The 17202-nt window shown below is 60.3% G+C and carries 14 protein-coding genes; 13 read left to right on the top strand and 1 reads right to left on the bottom strand.

The annotated features are described in order from the left end of the window. Window positions 1-157 precede the first annotated feature (157 nt). The 7 genes from N6P30_RS00915 to N6P30_RS00885 are packed head-to-tail and all read left to right on the top strand — an operon-like array spanning window position 158 to window position 6608. On the top strand, window positions 158-1108 hold the full coding sequence (locus N6P30_RS00915) for a branched-chain amino acid ABC transporter permease (RefSeq protein WP_032663474.1): 951 nt from the start codon (window positions 158-160) through the stop codon (window positions 1106-1108). 8 nt (window positions 1109-1116) lie between these two features. Next, window positions 1117-2223: a branched-chain amino acid ABC transporter permease gene (locus N6P30_RS00910; RefSeq protein ID WP_023292331.1), complete on the top strand. Its 1107-nt coding sequence runs from the start codon at window positions 1117-1119 to the stop codon at window positions 2221-2223. Then, a complete protein-coding gene (locus N6P30_RS00905) occupies window positions 2220-2987 on the top strand; it encodes an ABC transporter ATP-binding protein (RefSeq protein ID WP_023292330.1) in 768 nt (255 codons plus the stop codon). The genes N6P30_RS00910 and N6P30_RS00905 overlap by 4 nt, the downstream gene beginning before the upstream one ends. Continuing rightward, the gene (locus N6P30_RS00900; protein ID WP_023292329.1) at window positions 2980-3699 is read left to right on the top strand and encodes an ABC transporter ATP-binding protein; all 720 of its coding nucleotides are present in this window, start codon (window positions 2980-2982) and stop codon (window positions 3697-3699) included. Before N6P30_RS00905 ends, N6P30_RS00900 begins: the two co-directional genes overlap by 8 nt. A 28-nt stretch (window positions 3700-3727) precedes the next feature. Continuing rightward, window positions 3728-4885 carry a branched-chain amino acid ABC transporter substrate-binding protein gene (locus N6P30_RS00895; protein WP_023292328.1) on the top strand — a complete coding sequence of 386 codons (1158 nt, stop codon included), beginning with the start codon at window positions 3728-3730 and terminating at the stop codon, window positions 4883-4885. A gap of 17 nt (window positions 4886-4902) precedes the next feature. After that, window positions 4903-5385, top strand: coding sequence for an L-2-amino-thiazoline-4-carboxylic acid hydrolase (locus N6P30_RS00890; RefSeq protein ID WP_021240208.1), 483 nt, complete (start codon window positions 4903-4905; stop codon window positions 5383-5385). Continuing rightward, the gene (locus N6P30_RS00885) at window positions 5382-6608 is read left to right on the top strand and encodes a Zn-dependent hydrolase (RefSeq protein WP_023292327.1); all 1227 of its coding nucleotides are present in this window, start codon (window positions 5382-5384) and stop codon (window positions 6606-6608) included. Before N6P30_RS00890 ends, N6P30_RS00885 begins: the two co-directional genes overlap by 4 nt. Window positions 6609-6674: 66 nt before the next feature. Here N6P30_RS00885 and N6P30_RS00880 read toward each other — a convergent pair whose 3' ends face one another. Further along, on the bottom strand, window positions 6675-8162 hold the full coding sequence (locus tag N6P30_RS00880; RefSeq protein WP_023292326.1) for an MFS transporter: 1488 nt from the start codon (window positions 8160-8162) through the stop codon (window positions 6675-6677). Window positions 8163-8279: 117 nt separating this feature from the next. Between N6P30_RS00880 and N6P30_RS00875 the strand changes: the two genes are divergently transcribed. From N6P30_RS00875 to narI, 6 genes are all read left to right on the top strand, one after another. After that, a complete protein-coding gene (locus N6P30_RS00875) occupies window positions 8280-8855 on the top strand; it encodes a TetR family transcriptional regulator (RefSeq protein ID WP_021240211.1) in 576 nt (191 codons plus the stop codon). A gap of 207 nt (window positions 8856-9062) precedes the next feature. Continuing rightward, window positions 9063-10451: a NarK family nitrate/nitrite MFS transporter gene (locus tag N6P30_RS00870; protein ID WP_023292325.1), complete on the top strand. Its 1389-nt coding sequence runs from the start codon at window positions 9063-9065 to the stop codon at window positions 10449-10451. A 27-nt stretch (window positions 10452-10478) separates the two neighbouring features. Beyond that, window positions 10479-14219 carry a nitrate reductase subunit alpha gene (locus N6P30_RS00865; RefSeq protein ID WP_023292324.1) on the top strand — a complete coding sequence of 1247 codons (3741 nt, stop codon included), beginning with the start codon at window positions 10479-10481 and terminating at the stop codon, window positions 14217-14219. After that, window positions 14216-15760: a nitrate reductase subunit beta gene (narH, locus tag N6P30_RS00860; RefSeq protein WP_008501747.1), complete on the top strand. Its 1545-nt coding sequence runs from the start codon at window positions 14216-14218 to the stop codon at window positions 15758-15760. Before N6P30_RS00865 ends, narH begins: the two co-directional genes overlap by 4 nt. Continuing rightward, window positions 15760-16455, top strand: a complete 696-nt coding sequence (gene narW, locus N6P30_RS00855; RefSeq protein WP_023292323.1) for a nitrate reductase molybdenum cofactor assembly chaperone — start codon at window positions 15760-15762, stop codon at window positions 16453-16455. The genes narH and narW overlap by 1 nt, the downstream gene beginning before the upstream one ends. Beyond that, window positions 16452-17132 carry a respiratory nitrate reductase subunit gamma gene (narI, locus tag N6P30_RS00850; protein ID WP_023292322.1) on the top strand — a complete coding sequence of 227 codons (681 nt, stop codon included), beginning with the start codon at window positions 16452-16454 and terminating at the stop codon, window positions 17130-17132. Before narW ends, narI begins: the two co-directional genes overlap by 4 nt. Window positions 17133-17202 lie beyond the last annotated feature (70 nt).

Below are 17202 nucleotides of genomic sequence, written 5' to 3'. Positions count from 1 at the left end.
TAGGCTTTTCACCCAAAAACAGGTCTTCATTATATTTATATAAATCATAAAGATAGAACAATATCTATTTATCATAAGAAATAATAGATGTGTATTTTACAATTTTATTCATTTATTGGATGGTAGCCGCAGAACGAGCACTTTGCGGGTACAGACGTTGGATACACTCATACAACAACTGATCAACGGTGTGATGCTGGGAAGCATCTACGCGCTGATCGCGCTGGGCTATACCATGGTGTATGGCATTTTGCGCATTATTAACTTTGCTCACGGCGATATTCTGATGGTCGGCGCGCTCACCACGCTCTCCGCCAGTAATGCCCTGAATACCACTTTTCCGCATATGCCGCAGCTGTTGCAGCTCGGCGTTGCCCTGATGATTGCCATGGCCGTCTGCGCCCTGCTGGCGATGGCCGTGGAACGCTTTGCCTACCGTCGACTGCGCAACGCCCCGCGCCTCGCGCCGCTGATCTCGGGTATCGGCGTTTCGGTCCTGCTGCAAACCGTGGCGATGATTATCTGGACGCGCAACCCGCTGATGTTCCCGCAGATCCTGCCGATGGACCCTATCGCCGTCACGTCCGGCAGCGAAGCGCATCCTCCTGCCATCGTCACCGTCACCGGTATCGTCACCGTTGTCCTGGCGCTGGCGGTGATGACCGGGCTCTGGCTGCTGGTGGAATACACCCGTCTGGGGCGCGGCATGCGCGCCGTGGCGGAAAACCCGCGCGTGGCCACGCTGATGGGGGTTAACCCAAACGCCATCATCACCCTGACGTTTGCGATTGGCGGGGCGTTTGCCGCGCTGGCAGGCGTGATGATGGCCAGCAACTACGGTAACGCCAGCTTCTCGATGGGCTTTTTGCCCGGGATCAAGGCCTTTACCGCCGCCGTGCTGGGGGGCATTGGCAACATTCGGGGCGCCATGATTGGCGGCATTCTGCTCGGCATTATCGAAGCGCTGGGCGCAGGCTACCTGGGTGAACTGACCCACGGCGTATTTGGCAGCAACTATCAGGATGTCTTTGCCTTTATGGTGCTGATCCTGGTGCTGGTCTTCCGTCCGGCTGGCCTGCTGGGCGAGCGCGTGGCGAACAGGGCGTAAGGAATTCCATGACAACACTTCAACTCCAGACCCCGGCGACGACGCGCAAATTCTGGTCAGGCATGAGCCTGTTCTGCCTCGCGCTGCTGATTGCGCCCGTGGTGGCCACGCAGCTTGGCGGCAACTACTGGGTGCGCGTCATCGACTTCGCCCTGCTCTACATCATGCTGGCGCTCGGGCTTAACATTGTGGTGGGCTATACCGGCCTGCTGGACATGGGCTTTATCGCCTTTTACGCGGTCGGCGCCTACCTCGCGGCACTGATGGCCTCCCCGCACCTGCTGGAGGTGTTTCCGATCCTCGGCGTCTGGTTCCCGGACGGGCTGCACACCTCGTATCTGCTCATTATCCCGCTGGCCGCCCTCGTGGCGGCCGTCTGCGGGATTTTACTCGGTGCGCCCACGCTGAAGCTGCGCGGGGACTACCTGGCGATAGTGACCCTCGGCTTTGGCGAAATTATCCGCATCCTGATGCGTAACCTCGACCGTCCGGTAAACATTACCAACGGCGCAAAGGGCATTACCGGGGTGGATACGCTGAACCTGTTCGGCCTGAAGTTCAGCGGCGTATACCACTGGTTTGGTTTCAAAGTACCCGCTCTGTGGCTGTGGTACTACCTGCTGATGCTGGTGATTATCACGATCGTCTTCGTCTGCCTGCGCCTGCAGCATTCCCGTATCGGCCGCGCCTGGCACGCCATCCGCGAGGATGAAGATGTGGCGCGCGCGATGGGCATCAACGTGCGTAACTATAAGCTGCTCGCCTTTGCGATGGGCGCTTCCTTTGGCGGCGTAGCGGGTGCGCTTTTCGGCGCGTTTCAGGGCTTTGTCTCCCCGGAATCCTTCACCTTACAGGAATCGATTGCCGTACTGGCGATGGTGGTGCTGGGCGGTATGGGGCACATTCCGGGCGTGATCCTGGGCGCGGTACTGCTTACCGCCCTGCCGGAACTGCTGCGCAGCCAGGCAGCGCCGGTGCAGCAGGCGCTGTTCGGTACGGTGCTGATTGATCCTGAAGTGTTGCGACAGCTGTTTTACGGTCTGGCACTGGTGCTGGTGATGCTGGTGCGCCCGTCCGGCATCTGGCCGGTACGCCACAAGGAGGTGAAGGCATGAGTCTGTTAACCGTACGCAACATGTCAAAACGCTTCGGCGGGCTGACTGCCGTGGATGACGTTTCGATTACCGTGAACAGAGGCGAGATCTACGGGCTGATCGGCCCCAACGGCGCGGGAAAAACCACCTGCTTTAACCTGATCACCGGGCTTTATCCGGCGGACAGCGGCGAATTTTCGATTGCCGATAAGCCCTACTTCCCGAAGCAGATAGAGAAAGTGACCGCCGCCGGGATTGCCCGCACCTTCCAGAACGTGCGCCTCTTCAACGAGATGTCGGTGCTGGAAAACGTGATGGTGGGCCGCCACGTGCGCACCCGTAACGGCCTGTGGGCCGCGCTGAGCCGCCACAAACGCGCCCGCGAGGAAGAGAAGCAGACCCGCGAGCTGGCCTGGCACTGGCTGGACTATACCGGCATTGCGCAGTTCGCCCACTATCGCGCCTGCGACCTGGCCTATGGCCATCAGCGTCGGCTTGAAATCGCCCGCGCGCTGGCAACGGATCCGCTGCTGCTGGCGCTGGACGAACCCGCCGCCGGGATGAACGCGGCGGAAAAAGTGGCGCTCGGCGAACTACTTACGCGTATCCGCGATGACGGCAAAACCCTGCTGATGATTGAGCATGACGTCAAGCTGGTGATGGGCATCTGCGATCGCCTGACGGTGCTCGATTACGGCAAAACGCTCGCCACCGGCATGCCGGAAAGCGTGCGGCGCGACCCGGCAGTGATCGCCGCCTGGCTTGGAGGTCACGCTCATGTCTGAATTACTGAAGGTGGAACGTCTGGACGTGCATTACGGCGGCATTCAGGCCGTACGCGATGTCTCCTTTACCCTGCGCGAGGGCGAACAGGCTACGCTGATCGGCGCTAACGGCGCGGGGAAAAGCTCCACCGTGCGCGCCATTACCGGGCTGGAAAGCTTTAGCGGCAGCATTGTCTTCAGCGGTAAAGCGGTACGTAAACAGAGCCCGGAGACCCTGCTTCGCGACGGACTGGTGATGGTCCCGGAGGGCCGCGGGATCTTCTCCCGCATGACGGTGCTGGAAAACCTGCAGATGGGCGCCTGGCTCAGGCGTGACACTGTCACCGTCAGGGGCGAGATGAACGAAATTTTCGAGCGCTTCCCGCGTCTGGGCGAGCGCCAGCATCAGCTTGCCGGGCTGCTGTCCGGCGGCGAGCAACAGCTGCTGGCCCTTAACCGCGCCCTGCTCAGCCGCCCGCGCCTGCTGATCCTCGACGAGCCGTCAATGGGCCTTGCCCCGAAGATGGTCGAGAACATATTTGCCGTTATTGCCGGGCTGCGCGAGCGCGGCGTCGCCCTGCTGCTTATCGAACAAAACGCCCGGCTCGCGCTGGAAGTGACCGACAGCGCGTGGGTAATGGACAGCGGCAGCATTGTTCATCATGGCGAATCGACAGCGATGCTCAACGACGACCAGATTGCACAGATTTATTTGGGCGAAATGCCCGTTTAACCACACCAGCCAACATCAGGGAAATACAATGAAAACAGTAAAAATCAGTGCGCTCAGCGCCGCTATTCTCCTCGGTGGTTTTGCCTCAACGTCCGCGTGGGCCGCTGACGGTGAAACCGTGGTCATCGGTCTGGCAGGCCCGCTGACCGGCCCGTCTGCCCGTATCGGGAAAGATCTGGAGAACGGCGCGCAGCTGGCTATCGATGACATCAACAAGCAGCACCCGACCATCGGCGGCAAAGCGGTGACCTTCAAACTGCAGTCCGAAGACGATCAGTCCGACCCGCGCACCGCCGTAGCCGTCGCGCAGCGTCTGGTGGACAGCGATGTGGCGGGCGTGGTCGGCCACTGGAACACCGGCACCAGCATTCCGGCGGCCCGCATTTATCACGATGCAGGCATCGCCCAGGTGGCGCCGGTCGCAACCGGTCATGCCTATACCCAACAGGGTTTTGACACCAGCTTCCGCGTGATGGGCCACGACGATGACGGCGGCCAGCTCGCCGGTCAGTACGCGGTTAACACCCTGAAAGCCAAACGCATTGCGGTGATCGACGACCGTACCGCATTTGGTCAGGGTCTGGCAGACCAGTTTATTAAATCGCTGGAAGCGCAGGGCGTGAAAATTGTCGATCGTCAGTACGTGGATGACAAAACGGTCGATTTCAGCGCCGTACTGACCGCCATCCGCAGTAAAAACGCCGATCTGATCTTCTTCGGCGGCGTCGACAGCCAGGCCGCACCGCTGGCGCGCCGCATCAAACAGCTGGGCATGAACGCCACGCTGATGGGCGCAGGCGGATTCGTCAGCCAGACGTTCCTCAAGCTGGCGCAGAAAGAAGGCGAAGGCGTTGTGGCGCTGGAGCCGGGTCTGCCCGTTGACCAGATGCCGGGTGGTAAAGCGTTCGAGCAGGCGTACCAGTCCCGCTACCACACCCATATCGAACTGCACGCCCCGTTCGCCTATGACGCCACCCGCGTGCTGGTGGCGGCGATGGAAAAAGCAGACTCCGTTGAGCCGTCCGACTATCTGCCCGCCCTGCGCGCCATCAGCTATTCCGGCGTCACCGGACAGATCGCGTTTGATAAAGAGGGCAACCTGAAATCGCCGTCGTTCACGGTCTATAAGGTTGTCGACGGCAAATGGCAGCCGCAGACCGTGCTGGGCGGCGCAAAAGCGAAGTAACGCAGCGAGGCAATGTGATGAGTGATAATAACGAGCTGGGCATTCTCGCCCGCCGCAAAATTGAAGCCGAAATTATTAAGCCAATTTATGAAATCCTGGTGCGCGAGATAGGGAAAGCCCGCGCCCAGGCGGTGATTGGTGAGGCCATTGAGCAGGCCGCGATTGACGCTGGCAAAGGGTTTGCCAGCAAAGAACCCAACGGCGCAAACATCAAGAGCTTTATCGCCCTGCAGTATCTGTGGGAGAAAGATAACGCCCTGGAGGTGAAGGTGATTGACGCCGACGACCAGCAGTACAACTACAACGTGACCCGCTGTCGCTACGCGGAGATGTACCACGAGATGGGGCTGGGCGAAATTGGTCACCTGCTCTCCTGCGCGCGCGATGAAAAATTCATCGTGGGCTATGCACCCGACGTAGAGCTAACCCGCACCACCACCATTATGCAGGGCGGCGCGTGCTGTGATTTCCGTTACCGCAGCAGTAAGGACAAGCCATGATCCGCGTCAACGCCGAACGGCTGTGGTCAACGCTTGAGATGATGGCGCAGATCGGCGGCACGCCCGCCGGTGGCGTCACCCGTCTGGCACTGAGCGAGGAAGATCGCGTTGCGCGTCATCTGCTGCGCGACTGGGCGCTGGACGCCGGTTTTACCTGTGACGTCGACAGCATGGGCAATATGTTTATCCGTCGTGCGGGGAAAAATCCGCAGCTTGCCCCGGTCATGACCGGTTCGCACGTGGATACGCAGCCGCTGGGGGGGAACTACGACGGGGTTTACGGCGTGCTGGCCGGGCTGGAGCTGCTGCGAACGTTCAACGACCATCACATTGAGACGGAACGTGACGTTGTGCTGGTCAACTGGACCAACGAAGAAGGCGCGCGCTTCGCGCCAGCCATGCTCTCTTCAGGGGTCTGGACGGGGCAATTTAGCGAAGCGTACGCCCATGCCCGCGCCGATCACGATGGCATCACCGTGGGTGAAGCCCTGGATAACATCGGCTACCGGGGTGAAGCCCCTGCCCGCGCGTTTCCGGTTTACGCCTGCTACGAGCTGCACATCGAGCAGGGCCCGATTCTGGAGGACGAAGGTCTGGATATCGGGCTCGTCCGCGCGGCAATGGGCCAGCGCTGGTTCACCCTGACGCTGGACGGATTTGCCGCCCATGCAGGAACGACGCCGATGCACAGCCGCCGCGACGCGCTGACCGCCTTCGCGGAGCTGGCGCTGAAGGTGGAGGAGATTGGCTATCGGCATGCGCCGGACGGACGGGCGACGATCGGTATGGCGCAGGTTACGCCAAACTCGCGCAACGTCGTGCCGTCTCGGGTGGTCTGCAGCGTGGAGTTTCGCCATCCGGCGCAGACGGCGCTGGAAGCCATGGAGGCAGCGCTGCATAAGGTGGCTGAAAGCCTGAGCCTGCGCGGGGTGGCGGCTGTCGTTGAGCGCATCTTTGACTACGCGCCCATCGCGTTTGATGCCGAATGTCTGGCCCGCACGGAGAAGGCCGTGGCGGAACTGGGCTACTCGGCGAAACCGATGGTCTCCGGCGCGGGACACGACGCCTGCTATGTGAGCAAAATTGCCCCTGCCAGCATGATTTTTATCCCCTGCGTGAAGGGCATCAGCCATAACGAAGCGGAAAGGATCCTGCCGGAGTGGTCGGAAAAAGGGGCGAACGTGCTGTTGCACAGCGTGTTGGCCGCGGCCCAGGAACAATAAACCGAGTGGCGCGGCTCGGACAACCGCGCCCGTAGGCCCGGTAAGCGCAGCGCCACCGGGCGTGTTTTACCCCTTCGGCACCTTCGCCAGGCTGAACCAGATCCCCACTGCCAGCAACAGCAGCATTCCGCCCGCACTCCCCAGCGCCACGCTGTGGGAAGTAATAAACGCACTTTTCGCCGCCTCAATCACCGGCTCCGCGAGGGACGGCGTCAGATCCTGCGCCACCTTCATCGCTTCACCAATCGATGACGAGGCTTTATCGACGAGCGAGGCATGCAGCCCCTGCGGCAGCGCAATCGACGCCGAGAAGCTGCGGGTCAACAGCAGGCCAAAAATGGCGATCCCCAGCCCGGCCCCCAGCTCATAGGACATGGTTTCAATGGCTCCGGCGGCAGCCGCCTTCTCTTTCGGCGCGGCCGCCATAATGGCCGAGGTCGAGGCCAGCAGCGCGCTGGCGGCACTGAAGCCGAGCAGCACCATCAGCCCCCACGCCTGCCACTGCTGCGTGCTGAAGTCGAGCGTCGACAGGCCGATAAAGCTGACCGCGCTCAGCCCCATGCCACCCGCAGCGACAATGCGTAGCCCCAGACGGCCCACCAGCACACCGGCAATCGGCCCGCTGAATCCGCTGGCCACCATTACCGGGAGCATAAACATGCCCGCCTCGAACGGCGTAAAGCCATGGACAAACTGCAGCTCCTGCGCCATCAGCAATTCAAAGCCCACCAGGGCGATCATCGCCGTCATCGCCATTACCACGCCGCTTAAAATGATGCGGTGACAGAACAGGCGCATGTCGATCATCGGCACGCGGGCGCGAAGCTGGATGCGCACAAAAATAAACAGCATCACGGCACCCGTCAGCAGGGTACACGCCACCAGCCACGGCGCCAGAGCGCCCTTAAGCGCGGTTTTGGCGCTGTAGACCAGCAGCAAAATCGCCACAATCAGCATGATGGCATGGCTGATATTCAGCGGCTGCTCCGGTCGGCCCTGCTGACGGGGGACAAAACGCGCGGCCAGCGACACCACCACCAGCACAATCGGTACGTTGATCAAAAACACCGATCCCCAGTAAAAATGCTCCAGCAGCATACCGCCAATCAGCGGGCCAAACGCTGCCCCGCCGGAACCGACCGCCGCCCAGACGCCGAGCGCGATGTTGCGATCTTTCGCGTCGGTAAAGAGCGTGCGGATCCCCGCCAGAGTGGCAGGAATGATCATGGCCGCACCAATCGCCAGCGAGGCGCGCGCCGCGATCAGCCACCCTGCTGAGGGGGCAAACGCTGCCGCCAGCGATGACAGGCCAAACAGCGTGCTGCCGATCATCAACAACCGTTTAAAACCGATGCGGTCACCCAGGGCGCCCATCGGCAGCACCATTCCCGCCATCACCAGCGAGTAAATATCGATGATCCACAATAATTCATTGCCGCTGGCGCCCAGCGTCATGCTCAATGTCGGCGCCGCTACGTGCAGCACCGTCGCGTCAATCGCCACCGGGATATACACCAGCACGATAATCACTAACGCTAACCACTGACGAAACATAAATTTCCTTTTCATCTCAAACCTGGACACATGTCCAGATTGCGATCCTACGTAAAGTTGAACGCGCGTCCAGCTTTTTGTTACACTCGTTTCATTCCTATTGAGAGTAGTGAAAAAATGCAATATTTGAGCAAGGAAGAGAGACGGGAAGCGATCCTGCAGGCCGCGATGCGCGTGGCGCTGGCCGAGGGGCTGGCAGCCATGACGGTACGGCGAATTGCCGCTGAAGCGGGCGTCGCGACCGGACAGGTCCACCACCACTTCGCCTCCGGCGGCGAGCTAAAATCGCTGGCCTTTGTGCGCGTGATCCGCGAGCTGCTGGATGCCGACGTGGTGGGTGAAAACGCCAGCTGGCGGGAACGGCTGCACAGCATGCTCGGCAGTGACGACGGCGGGCTTGAGCCTTACATTCGCCTCTGGCGGGAAGCTCAAATTCTCGCCAGCCGGGATCCTGAAATCAACGCGGCTTACGCCCTAACCATGGAGATGTGGCATCAGGAGACCGTGGCGATTATCCGCGCCGGGGCGGAGGCCAACGCCTTTACGCTTACCGATCGCGCGGAAAATATTGCCTGGCGATTGATCGGGCTGGTTTGTGGGCTTGATGGGATCACGATTTTAAATATGCCCGAAATGGACGATGCGGCGTTTAATAAGCATCTCGATAAACTTATCTCCCTCGAATTGGGTTAATACTCCCAACGGAGTATTATTTACCGCGAGTTTTACAATTAGTAACACATTAAGCGAACCCATATTTCCTTTCGAATCTCAGGGGTTCGCTTTTTTATCTATCCTTTCAGTTGTATCCAAAAACATCCAATAAACCAACCAGCGCACTCACATCTATCTAACTGTTTTCATTTGTTTTCTCTTCATTCTGGCGAGCAAGAGGGTGATATGTCACAACAAAGTGAGAAGAGTAATCCGCATCTGTTAAGTAACTGGAAACCGGAAAATGTGCAATTTTGGGAAAACAAAGGAAAACATATCGCGCGAAGAAACCTGTGGATTTCTGTCGCCTGTTTGCTGTTAGCGTTTTGCGTCTGGATGTTATTTAGCGCCATTGCCGTCAATCTGAATAAAGTCGGATTTAATTTCACCACCGATCAACTTTTTATGCTAACGGCATTACCTTCTCTCTCCGGCGCGATATTGCGCGTCCCCTATTCGTTTATGGTGCCCATATTTGGCGGACGCTACTGGACGGTATTGAGTACCGTCATCCTGATCATTCCCTGCGTCTGGCTGGGGATGGCCATTCAGAACACCGCGACGCCTTACTGGATCTTTATCGTGATTGCCCTGCTCTGCGGCTTTGCAGGCGCCAACTTTGCCTCCAGCATGGGCAACATCAGCTTCTTCTTCCCCAAGGCAAAACAGGGTAGCGCGCTCGGTATTAACGGCGGGCTCGGCAACCTGGGCGTCAGCGTGATGCAGCTGGTCGCGCCGCTGGTGATCTTCCTGCCGATGTTTACCTTCCTGGGCGTGGAGGGCGTACCGCAGGATGACGGTTCCACCCTGTGGCTGGCCAATGCGGCCTGGATATGGGCGCCGCTGCTGCTGCTGGCCACCCTTGCGGCCTTCTTTGGAATGAACGATATCGCCAGCTCCAAGGCCTCTATCGCCAGCCAGCTCCCGGTGCTGAAGCGCTTTCATCTCTGGCTGCTGAGCCTGCTCTATCTGGCGACCTTCGGCTCGTTTATCGGTTTCTCGGCGGGCTTTGCCATGCTGTCAAAAACCCAGTTTCCGGACGTCAACATTCTGCACCTCGCCTTCTTTGGCCCTCTAATCGGTGCGCTGGCGCGTTCGGCGGGCGGAATGGTCTCTGACAGGCTGGGCGGCGTGCGCGTCACGCTGATTAACTTTGTTTTTATGGCCCTCTTCAGCGCCCTGCTCTTCCTGACGCTGCCCGGTTCTGGCTCCGGCAGCTTTGTCGCGTTCTATCTGGTCTTTATGGGGCTGTTCCTCACCGCCGGGCTCGGCAGCGGATCGACCTTCCAGATGATCGCGATTATCTTCCGCCAAATCACGCTCGACCGCGTCAAAAAACAGGGCGGCACGGACGAGCAGGCGCAGCACGAAGCGGTGACAGAGACCGCCGCCGCGCTGGGCTTTATCTCCGCTATCGGCGCCGTTGGCGGGTTCTTCATTCCCAAAGCCTTTGGCACCTCGCTGGCGATGACCGGATCGCCGGTCGGCGCCATGAAGGTGTTCCTCGTGTTTTACATCGTCTGCGTGCTCGTTACCTGGCTGGTGTATGGCCGCAAATCCGCAAAACAAGAATAACTACACGTCCGAAGCAGGAGAAATGTCATGAGCAAACTGTTGGATCGCTTTCGTTATTTCAAAACAAAGGGGGACAGCTTCGCCAACGGGCACGGGCAGGTATATAACACCAACCGCGACTGGGAGGACGGCTACCGTCAGCGCTGGCAGTTCGACAAGATCGTGCGCTCCACCCACGGCGTGAACTGTACCGGCTCCTGCAGCTGGAAGATTTACGTTAAAAACGGCCTCGTGACCTGGGAAACCCAGCAGACCGATTATCCGCGCACCCGCCCTGACCTGCCCAACCACGAACCGCGCGGCTGCCCGCGTGGCGCAAGCTACTCGTGGTATCTCTATAGCGCCAACCGTCTTAAATACCCGCTGGTGCGCCGCAGGCTGATTGAGCTCTGGCGCGAGGCGCTGGCGCAGCATACCGATCCGGTGCTGGCCTGGGACGCCATCCAGAGCGATCCGCAAAAGGCGCAAAGCTACAGGAAGGCGCGGGGTAAAGGCGGGTTTATCCGCTCGAACTGGAAAGAGCTGAACCAGCTGATTGCCGCCGCCAACGTCTGGACCATCAAAAACTACGGCCCGGACCGCGTGGCCGGTTTTTCCCCTATTCCGGCGATGTCGATGGTCTCCTACGCCGCCGGCACGCGCTATCTTTCCCTGCTGGGCGGTACCTGCCTGAGCTTCTACGACTGGTACTGCGACCTGCCGCCGGCGTCGCCGATGACCTGGGGCGAGCAGACCGACGTGCCGGAGTCCGCCGACTGGTACAACTCCAGCTACATCATCGCCTGGGGCTCGAACGTGCCGCAGACCCGAACCCCGGACGCCCATTTCTTCACCGAGGTGCGCTACAAGGGCACCAAAACCGTCGCCATCACGCCGGACTTCTCGGAAGTCGCGAAGCTGAGCGACCAGTGGCTGTCCCCCAAACAGGGCACCGACAGCGCCCTCGCCATGGCGATGGGCCACGTGATCCTCAAAGAGTTCCACCTCGATAACCCGAGCGATTACTTCCTCAACTACTGCCGCCGCTATACCGATATGCCGATGCTGGTGCTGCTGGACGAGCAGGAAGACGGTCGCGTGGTGCCGGGACGTATGCTGCGCGCCTCGGACCTTGTCGACGGGCTGGGGGAAGCCAATAACCCGGAGTGGAAGACCGTCGCCTTTGATATTGCCGGAAACCTGGTAGTACCAAACGGCTCCATCGGCTTTCGCTGGGGAGAAAAAGGCAAATGGAACCTGGAGCCACAGGCTGCGGGCCACGACACCGAACTGACGCTGTCGCTGCTCATTACCCACGACAGCGTGGCCGATGTCGCCTTCCCCTACTTTGGCGGCAACGAGAACCCGCATTTCCGCAGCGTGAAGCAGGATCCGGTGCTGACGCGCCGCGTGCCGAGCAAAACCCTGACCCTCGCCGACGGCAGCGAGAAACGGGTAGTCAGCGTTTACGATCTGGTGCTGGCGAACTACGGTCTCGATCGCGGTCTGGAGGACAGCAACGCCGCAGAGAGCTATGACCAGGTCAAAGCCTATACCCCCGCCTGGGGCGAGCAGATCACCGGCGTGCCCGCCCGGCTGATTGAAAAAATCGCCCGCGAGTTTGCCGACACGGCGCACAAAACCCACGGCCGGTCGATGATCATTCTCGGTGCAGGGGTGAACCACTGGTACCACATGGACATGAACTACCGCGGGATGATCAACATGCTGGTCTTCTGCGGCTGCGTCGGGCAGAGCGGCGGCGGCTGGTCGCACTATGTCGGCCAGGAGAAGCTGCGCCCGCAAACCGGCTGGCTGCCGCTGGCCTTCGCGCTGGACTGGAACCGTCCGCCGCGCCAGATGAACAGCACCTCCTTCTTCTACAACCACGCCAGCCAGTGGCGCTACGAGAAGCTGACCGCGCAGGAGCTGCTCTCCCCGCTGGCGGACGCCTCGAGGTTCACCGGCCACCTGATTGATTTCAACGTCCGCGCCGAGCGCATGGGCTGGCTGCCGTCGGCGCCGCAGCTCAACCTCAACCCGCTGCACATAAAGGCCCGCGCGGACGCGGCGGGCATGACGCCGCAGGAGTACACCGTTCAGGCGTTAAAATCGGGCGAGATCCGCTTCGCCTGCGAGCAGCCGGACAGCGGTAAGAACCACCCGCGCAACCTGTTCGTCTGGCGCTCTAACCTGCTCGGCTCGTCCGGGAAAGGCCATGAGTACATGCTGAAATACCTGCTCGGCACCGAGAGCGGGATTCAGGGCGAGGATTTAGGCTCGACCGACGACGTGAAGCCTGAGGAAGTGGAGTGGCAGACCGCCGCCGTTGAGGGCAAGCTCGACCTGATGGTGACGCTCGACTTCCGCATGTCCAGCACCTGCCTGTTCTCGGATATCGTCCTGCCGACCGCCACCTGGTATGAAAAAGACGATATGAATACCTCGGACATGCATCCGTTTATTCACCCGCTCTCGGCCGCCGTCGACCCGGCGTGGGAGTCCCGCAGCGACTGGGAGATCTACAAGGGCATCGCCAACGTCTTCTCCGAGGTCTGCGTCGGGCATCTCGGCACCGAAACCGACGTGGTGCTACAGCCTCTACAGCATGACTCCCCGGCGGAGCTGTCGCAGCCGTTTGATATTCAGGACTGGCGCAAAGGGGAATGCGATCTGATCCCCGGTAAAACGGCGCCGAACATCGCGGTGGTCGAGCGTAACTATCCGGAAACGTACGAACGCTTCACCGCCCTCGGCCCGCTGATGGACACGCTCGGCAACGGCGGAAAAGGCATATCGTGGAACACGCAGAGCGAGGTCGATTTCCTCGGCAAGCTCAACTACGTCAAGCTCGACGGCCCGGCGAAAGGCCGCCCGCGTATTGAAACTGCCATTGACGCTTCAGAGGTGATCCTCGCCCTTGCGCCGGAAACCAACGGCCAGGTGGCGGTGAAGGCCTGGGAAGCGCTCGGCGAGCTGACAGGGCGCGATCACACCCATCTGGCGCTGAACAAGGAAGACGAGAAGATCCGCTTCCGCGATATCCAGGCGCAGCCGCGTAAAATCATCTCCAGCCCGACCTGGTCCGGCCTGGAGAGCGAGCACGTCTCCTATAACGCGGGCTATACCAACGTTCACGAGCTGATCCCGTGGCGTACCCTTTCCGGCCGCCAGCAGCTGTATCAGGATCATCCCTGGATGCGCGCGTTCGGAGAGAGCCTGGTGGCCTATCGTCCACCGATTGACACCCGCAGCGTCACCCATATGCGCGAGATCCCGCCGAACGGCTTCCCGGAAAAAGCGCTCAATTTCCTGACGCCGCACCAGAAATGGGGCATTCACTCCACCTACAGCGAAAACCTGCTGATGCAGACCCTGTCGCGCGGCGGGCCGATTGTCTGGATCAGCGAAACCGACGCCCGCGAGCTGGGCATTGAGGACAACGACTGGATCGAGGCCTTCAACGCCAACGGCGCCCTCACCGCCCGCGCGGTGGTCAGCCAGCGCGTGCCGCCGGGCATGACCATGATGTACCACGCTCAGGAGCGCATCCTGAACATTCCGGGCTCAGAGGTGACCGGACGGCGCGGCGGGATCCACAACTCTGTCACACGCGTCTGCCCGAAACCGACGCATATGATCGGCGGCTACGCCCAGCTGGCGTACAGCTTCAACTATTACGGCACCGTCGGCTCCAACCGCGACGAGTTCATCATGATCCGCAAAATGAAAAACATTAACTGGCTGGACGGCGAAGGTCGGGATCAGGTCCAGGAGGCGAAAAAATGAAAATACGCTCACAGGTTGGCATGGTTCTGAATCTCGATAAATGCATCGGCTGCCACACCTGCTCGGTCACCTGCAAGAACGTCTGGACCGGGCGTGAAGGGATGGAATATGCGTGGTTCAACAACGTGGAGACCAAACCGGGGATCGGCTACCCGAAAAACTGGGAGGATCAGGAGGAGTGGCAAGGCGGCTGGATCCGGGGCATTCACGGCAAGCTGACCCCACGCCTCGGCGGCAAAATGGGCGTGCTGTCGAAGATTTTCGCCAACCCCGTCCTGCCGCAGATTGACGATTATTACGAACCCTTCACCTTTGACTATCAGGATCTGCACCGCGCCCCGGAGGGGGATCACCTCCCTACCGCCCGCCCGCGCTCGCTGATTGACGGCAAGCGGATGGACAAAATCGTCTGGGGCCCCAACTGGGAGGAGCTGCTGGGGGGCGAGTTCGAAAAACGCGCCCGCGACCGCAACTTCCAGAAGATCCAGAAAGAGATGTACGGCCAGTTCGAAAACACCTTCATGATGTATCTGCCGCGCCTGTGCGAGCACTGTCTCAACCCGAGCTGCGTGGCCACCTGCCCGAGCGGCGCGATCTACAAGCGCGAAGAGGACGGCATTGTGCTGATCGACCAGGACAAATGCCGCGGCTGGCGCCTGTGCATCAGCGGCTGTCCCTACAAGAAAATCTACTTCAACTGGAAGAGCGGCAAGTCAGAAAAATGCATCTTCTGCTACCCGCGCATTGAGTCCGGCCAGCCGACCGTCTGCTCGGAAACCTGCGTCGGGCGCATCCGCTACCTCGGCGTGCTGCTGTATGACGCGGACCGTATTGAAGAGGCGGCCAGCACCGAGCATGAAACCGATCTGTACGAGCGCCAGTGCGACGTGTTCCTCAACCCGAACGATCCGGCGGTGATTGAGGAAGCGCTGAAGCAGGGTATTCCGCAGAACGTGATTGACGCCGCCCAGCGTTCCCCGGTCTACAAAATGGCGATGGACTGGAAGCTGGCTCTGCCGCTGCACCCGGAATACCGCACCCTGCCGATGGTCTGGTACGTGCCGCCGCTGTCACCGATTCAGTCCTACGCGGATGCTGGCGGCCTGCCGCAGAGCGACGGCGTTCTTCCCGCAGTCGAAAGCCTGCGCATTCCGGTGCAGTATCTGGCGAACATGCTCAGCGCGGGCGATACCGGCCCGGTGCTGCGCGCGCTGAAGCGCATGATGGCAATGCGTCACTACAAGCGTTCCCAGACCGTGGAAGGTGTGACCGATACCCGCGCCATTGAAGAGGTCGGCCTGACCGAAGCGCAGGTTGAGGAGATGTACCGCTATCTGGCGATTGCCAACTACGAAGACCGCTTCGTGATCCCGACCAGCCACCGCGAAATGGCGCGCGACGCCTTCCCGGAGAAAAACGGCTGCGGCTTCACCTTCGGCGACGGCTGCCACGGCTCCGATACGAAATTCAACCTCTTCAACAGCAGCCGCATCGACGCGATCAACATCACCGAGGTGCGCGAACACGGGGAGGGAGAGTAATGCAGATCCTCAAAATCATCGCGCTGCTGATCGAGTATCCCGATGAGACCCTGTGGGAAAACCGTGATGAAGCGCTTTCGTTAATTGCGCAGGACGCGCCCATGCTGCTGCCGTTTGCCCGCCAGCACCTGAGCGCCCCGCTGCTGGATAAACAGGCCGAATGGTGTGAGGTGTTTGAGCGCGGTCGCGCAACATCCCTGCTGCTGTTCGAGCACGTTCACGCCGAGTCCCGCGATCGCGGCCAGGCGATGGTCGACCTGATGAGCCAGTATGAGAAAGCGGGTCTTGAGCTGGACTGCCGCGAGCTGCCGGACTACCTGCCGCTCTACCTGGAATACCTGAGCATCGTATCCGATGACGAAGCGCGTGACGGGCTGCAAAACGTCGCACCAATTCTGGCGCTGATCGGCGGCCGCCTGAAGCAGCGAGGCGTGGCGCACTATCAGCTGTTTGACGCCCTGCTGGCGCTTGCGGGCACGCGGCTTTCCAGCGACAGCGTGGCGAAACAGGTGTCCGGTGAAAAACGGGATGATACCCGTCAGGCGCTTGACGCCGTGTGGGAAGAGGAACAGGTGAAGTTTATCGAAGACAACGCCACATCGTGCGACAGCTCGCCGATGCAGCAATATCAACGACGCTTTAGCCAGGACGTCGCGCCGCAGTACGTGGACGTCAGCGCCGGAGGCCCAAAATGACACACTACCTGAACGTGTTTTTCTATGATATTTACCCCTACATCTGCGCCACCGTCTTTTTCCTCGGCAGCTGGTTGCGCTACGACTACGGGCAGTACACCTGGCGCGCCTCGTCGAGCCAGATGCTCAGCAAGCGCGGGATGAACTGGGGTTCTAACCTGTTTCATATCGGGATCCTGGGGATTTTCTTCGGGCACCTGTTCGGCATGTTAACCCCGCACTGGATGTACGCCTGGTTTTTACCCGTCGCGGTTAAGCAGCAGCTGGCCATGATTGCGGGAGGGATCTGCGGCGTGCTGACGCTGATTGGCGGGTCGATGCTGCTGATTCGCCGCTTGTTCAACCAGCGGGTGCGTGCCACCTCCACCACGCCGGATATCATCATTATGAGTATCCTGCTGATACAGTGCATTCTGGGGCTATCGACCATTCCTTTCTCCGCGCAATATCCTGACGGAAGCGAGATGATGAAGCTGGTGGGCTGGGCGCAGGGGATCGTGACGTTTAAGGGCGGTTCATCAGAAATGCTGAGCGGCGTGGCGCCGATCTTCCGCGTGCATCTGGTGTTGGGGATGACGATCTTCCTCATCTTCCCCTTCACCCGCCTGGTGCACGTGTGGAGCGCGCCGTTTGAGTACTTTACGCGGCGGTATCAGGTGGTGAGATCGCGCCGTTGATTTGTCGGGTGGCGGCTACGCCTTACCCGACCTACGTTCACACGCCCGTAGGCCCGGTCAGGTGTAGACG

It is taken from the genome of Enterobacter sp. PL1 (assembly GCF_945957325.1).
Lineage (GTDB): Bacteria > Pseudomonadota > Gammaproteobacteria > Enterobacterales > Enterobacteriaceae > Enterobacter > Enterobacter roggenkampii.
Note: the sequence above shows the minus strand (reverse complement) of the source record. Positions and strands in the feature narration are given on the sequence as shown.

What these genes read in the sequence shown, in the direction of transcription:
- N6P30_RS00870 (WP_023292325.1), top strand. Translation starts at nt 9,063, where the DNA reads ATGTCACAACAAAGTGAGAAGAGTAATCCGCATCTGTTAAGTAACTGG.
- narI (WP_023292322.1), top strand. Translation starts at nt 16,452, where the DNA reads ATGACACACTACCTGAACGTGTTTTTCTATGATATTTACCCCTACATC.
- N6P30_RS00880 (WP_023292326.1), bottom strand. Translation starts at nt 8,162, where the DNA reads ATGTTTCGTCAGTGGTTAGCGTTAGTGATTATCGTGCTGGTGTATATC.
- N6P30_RS00885 (WP_023292327.1), top strand. Translation starts at nt 5,382, where the DNA reads ATGATCCGCGTCAACGCCGAACGGCTGTGGTCAACGCTTGAGATGATG.
- N6P30_RS00900 (WP_023292329.1), top strand. Translation starts at nt 2,980, where the DNA reads ATGTCTGAATTACTGAAGGTGGAACGTCTGGACGTGCATTACGGCGGC.
- N6P30_RS00910 (WP_023292331.1), top strand. Translation starts at nt 1,117, where the DNA reads ATGACAACACTTCAACTCCAGACCCCGGCGACGACGCGCAAATTCTGG.
- N6P30_RS00875 (WP_021240211.1), top strand. Translation starts at nt 8,280, where the DNA reads ATGCAATATTTGAGCAAGGAAGAGAGACGGGAAGCGATCCTGCAGGCC.
- N6P30_RS00905 (WP_023292330.1), top strand. Translation starts at nt 2,220, where the DNA reads ATGAGTCTGTTAACCGTACGCAACATGTCAAAACGCTTCGGCGGGCTG.
- N6P30_RS00895 (WP_023292328.1), top strand. Translation starts at nt 3,728, where the DNA reads ATGAAAACAGTAAAAATCAGTGCGCTCAGCGCCGCTATTCTCCTCGGT.
- narW (WP_023292323.1), top strand. Translation starts at nt 15,760, where the DNA reads ATGCAGATCCTCAAAATCATCGCGCTGCTGATCGAGTATCCCGATGAG.
- N6P30_RS00865 (WP_023292324.1), top strand. Translation starts at nt 10,479, where the DNA reads ATGAGCAAACTGTTGGATCGCTTTCGTTATTTCAAAACAAAGGGGGAC.
- N6P30_RS00890 (WP_021240208.1), top strand. Translation starts at nt 4,903, where the DNA reads ATGAGTGATAATAACGAGCTGGGCATTCTCGCCCGCCGCAAAATTGAA.
- narH (WP_008501747.1), top strand. Translation starts at nt 14,216, where the DNA reads ATGAAAATACGCTCACAGGTTGGCATGGTTCTGAATCTCGATAAATGC.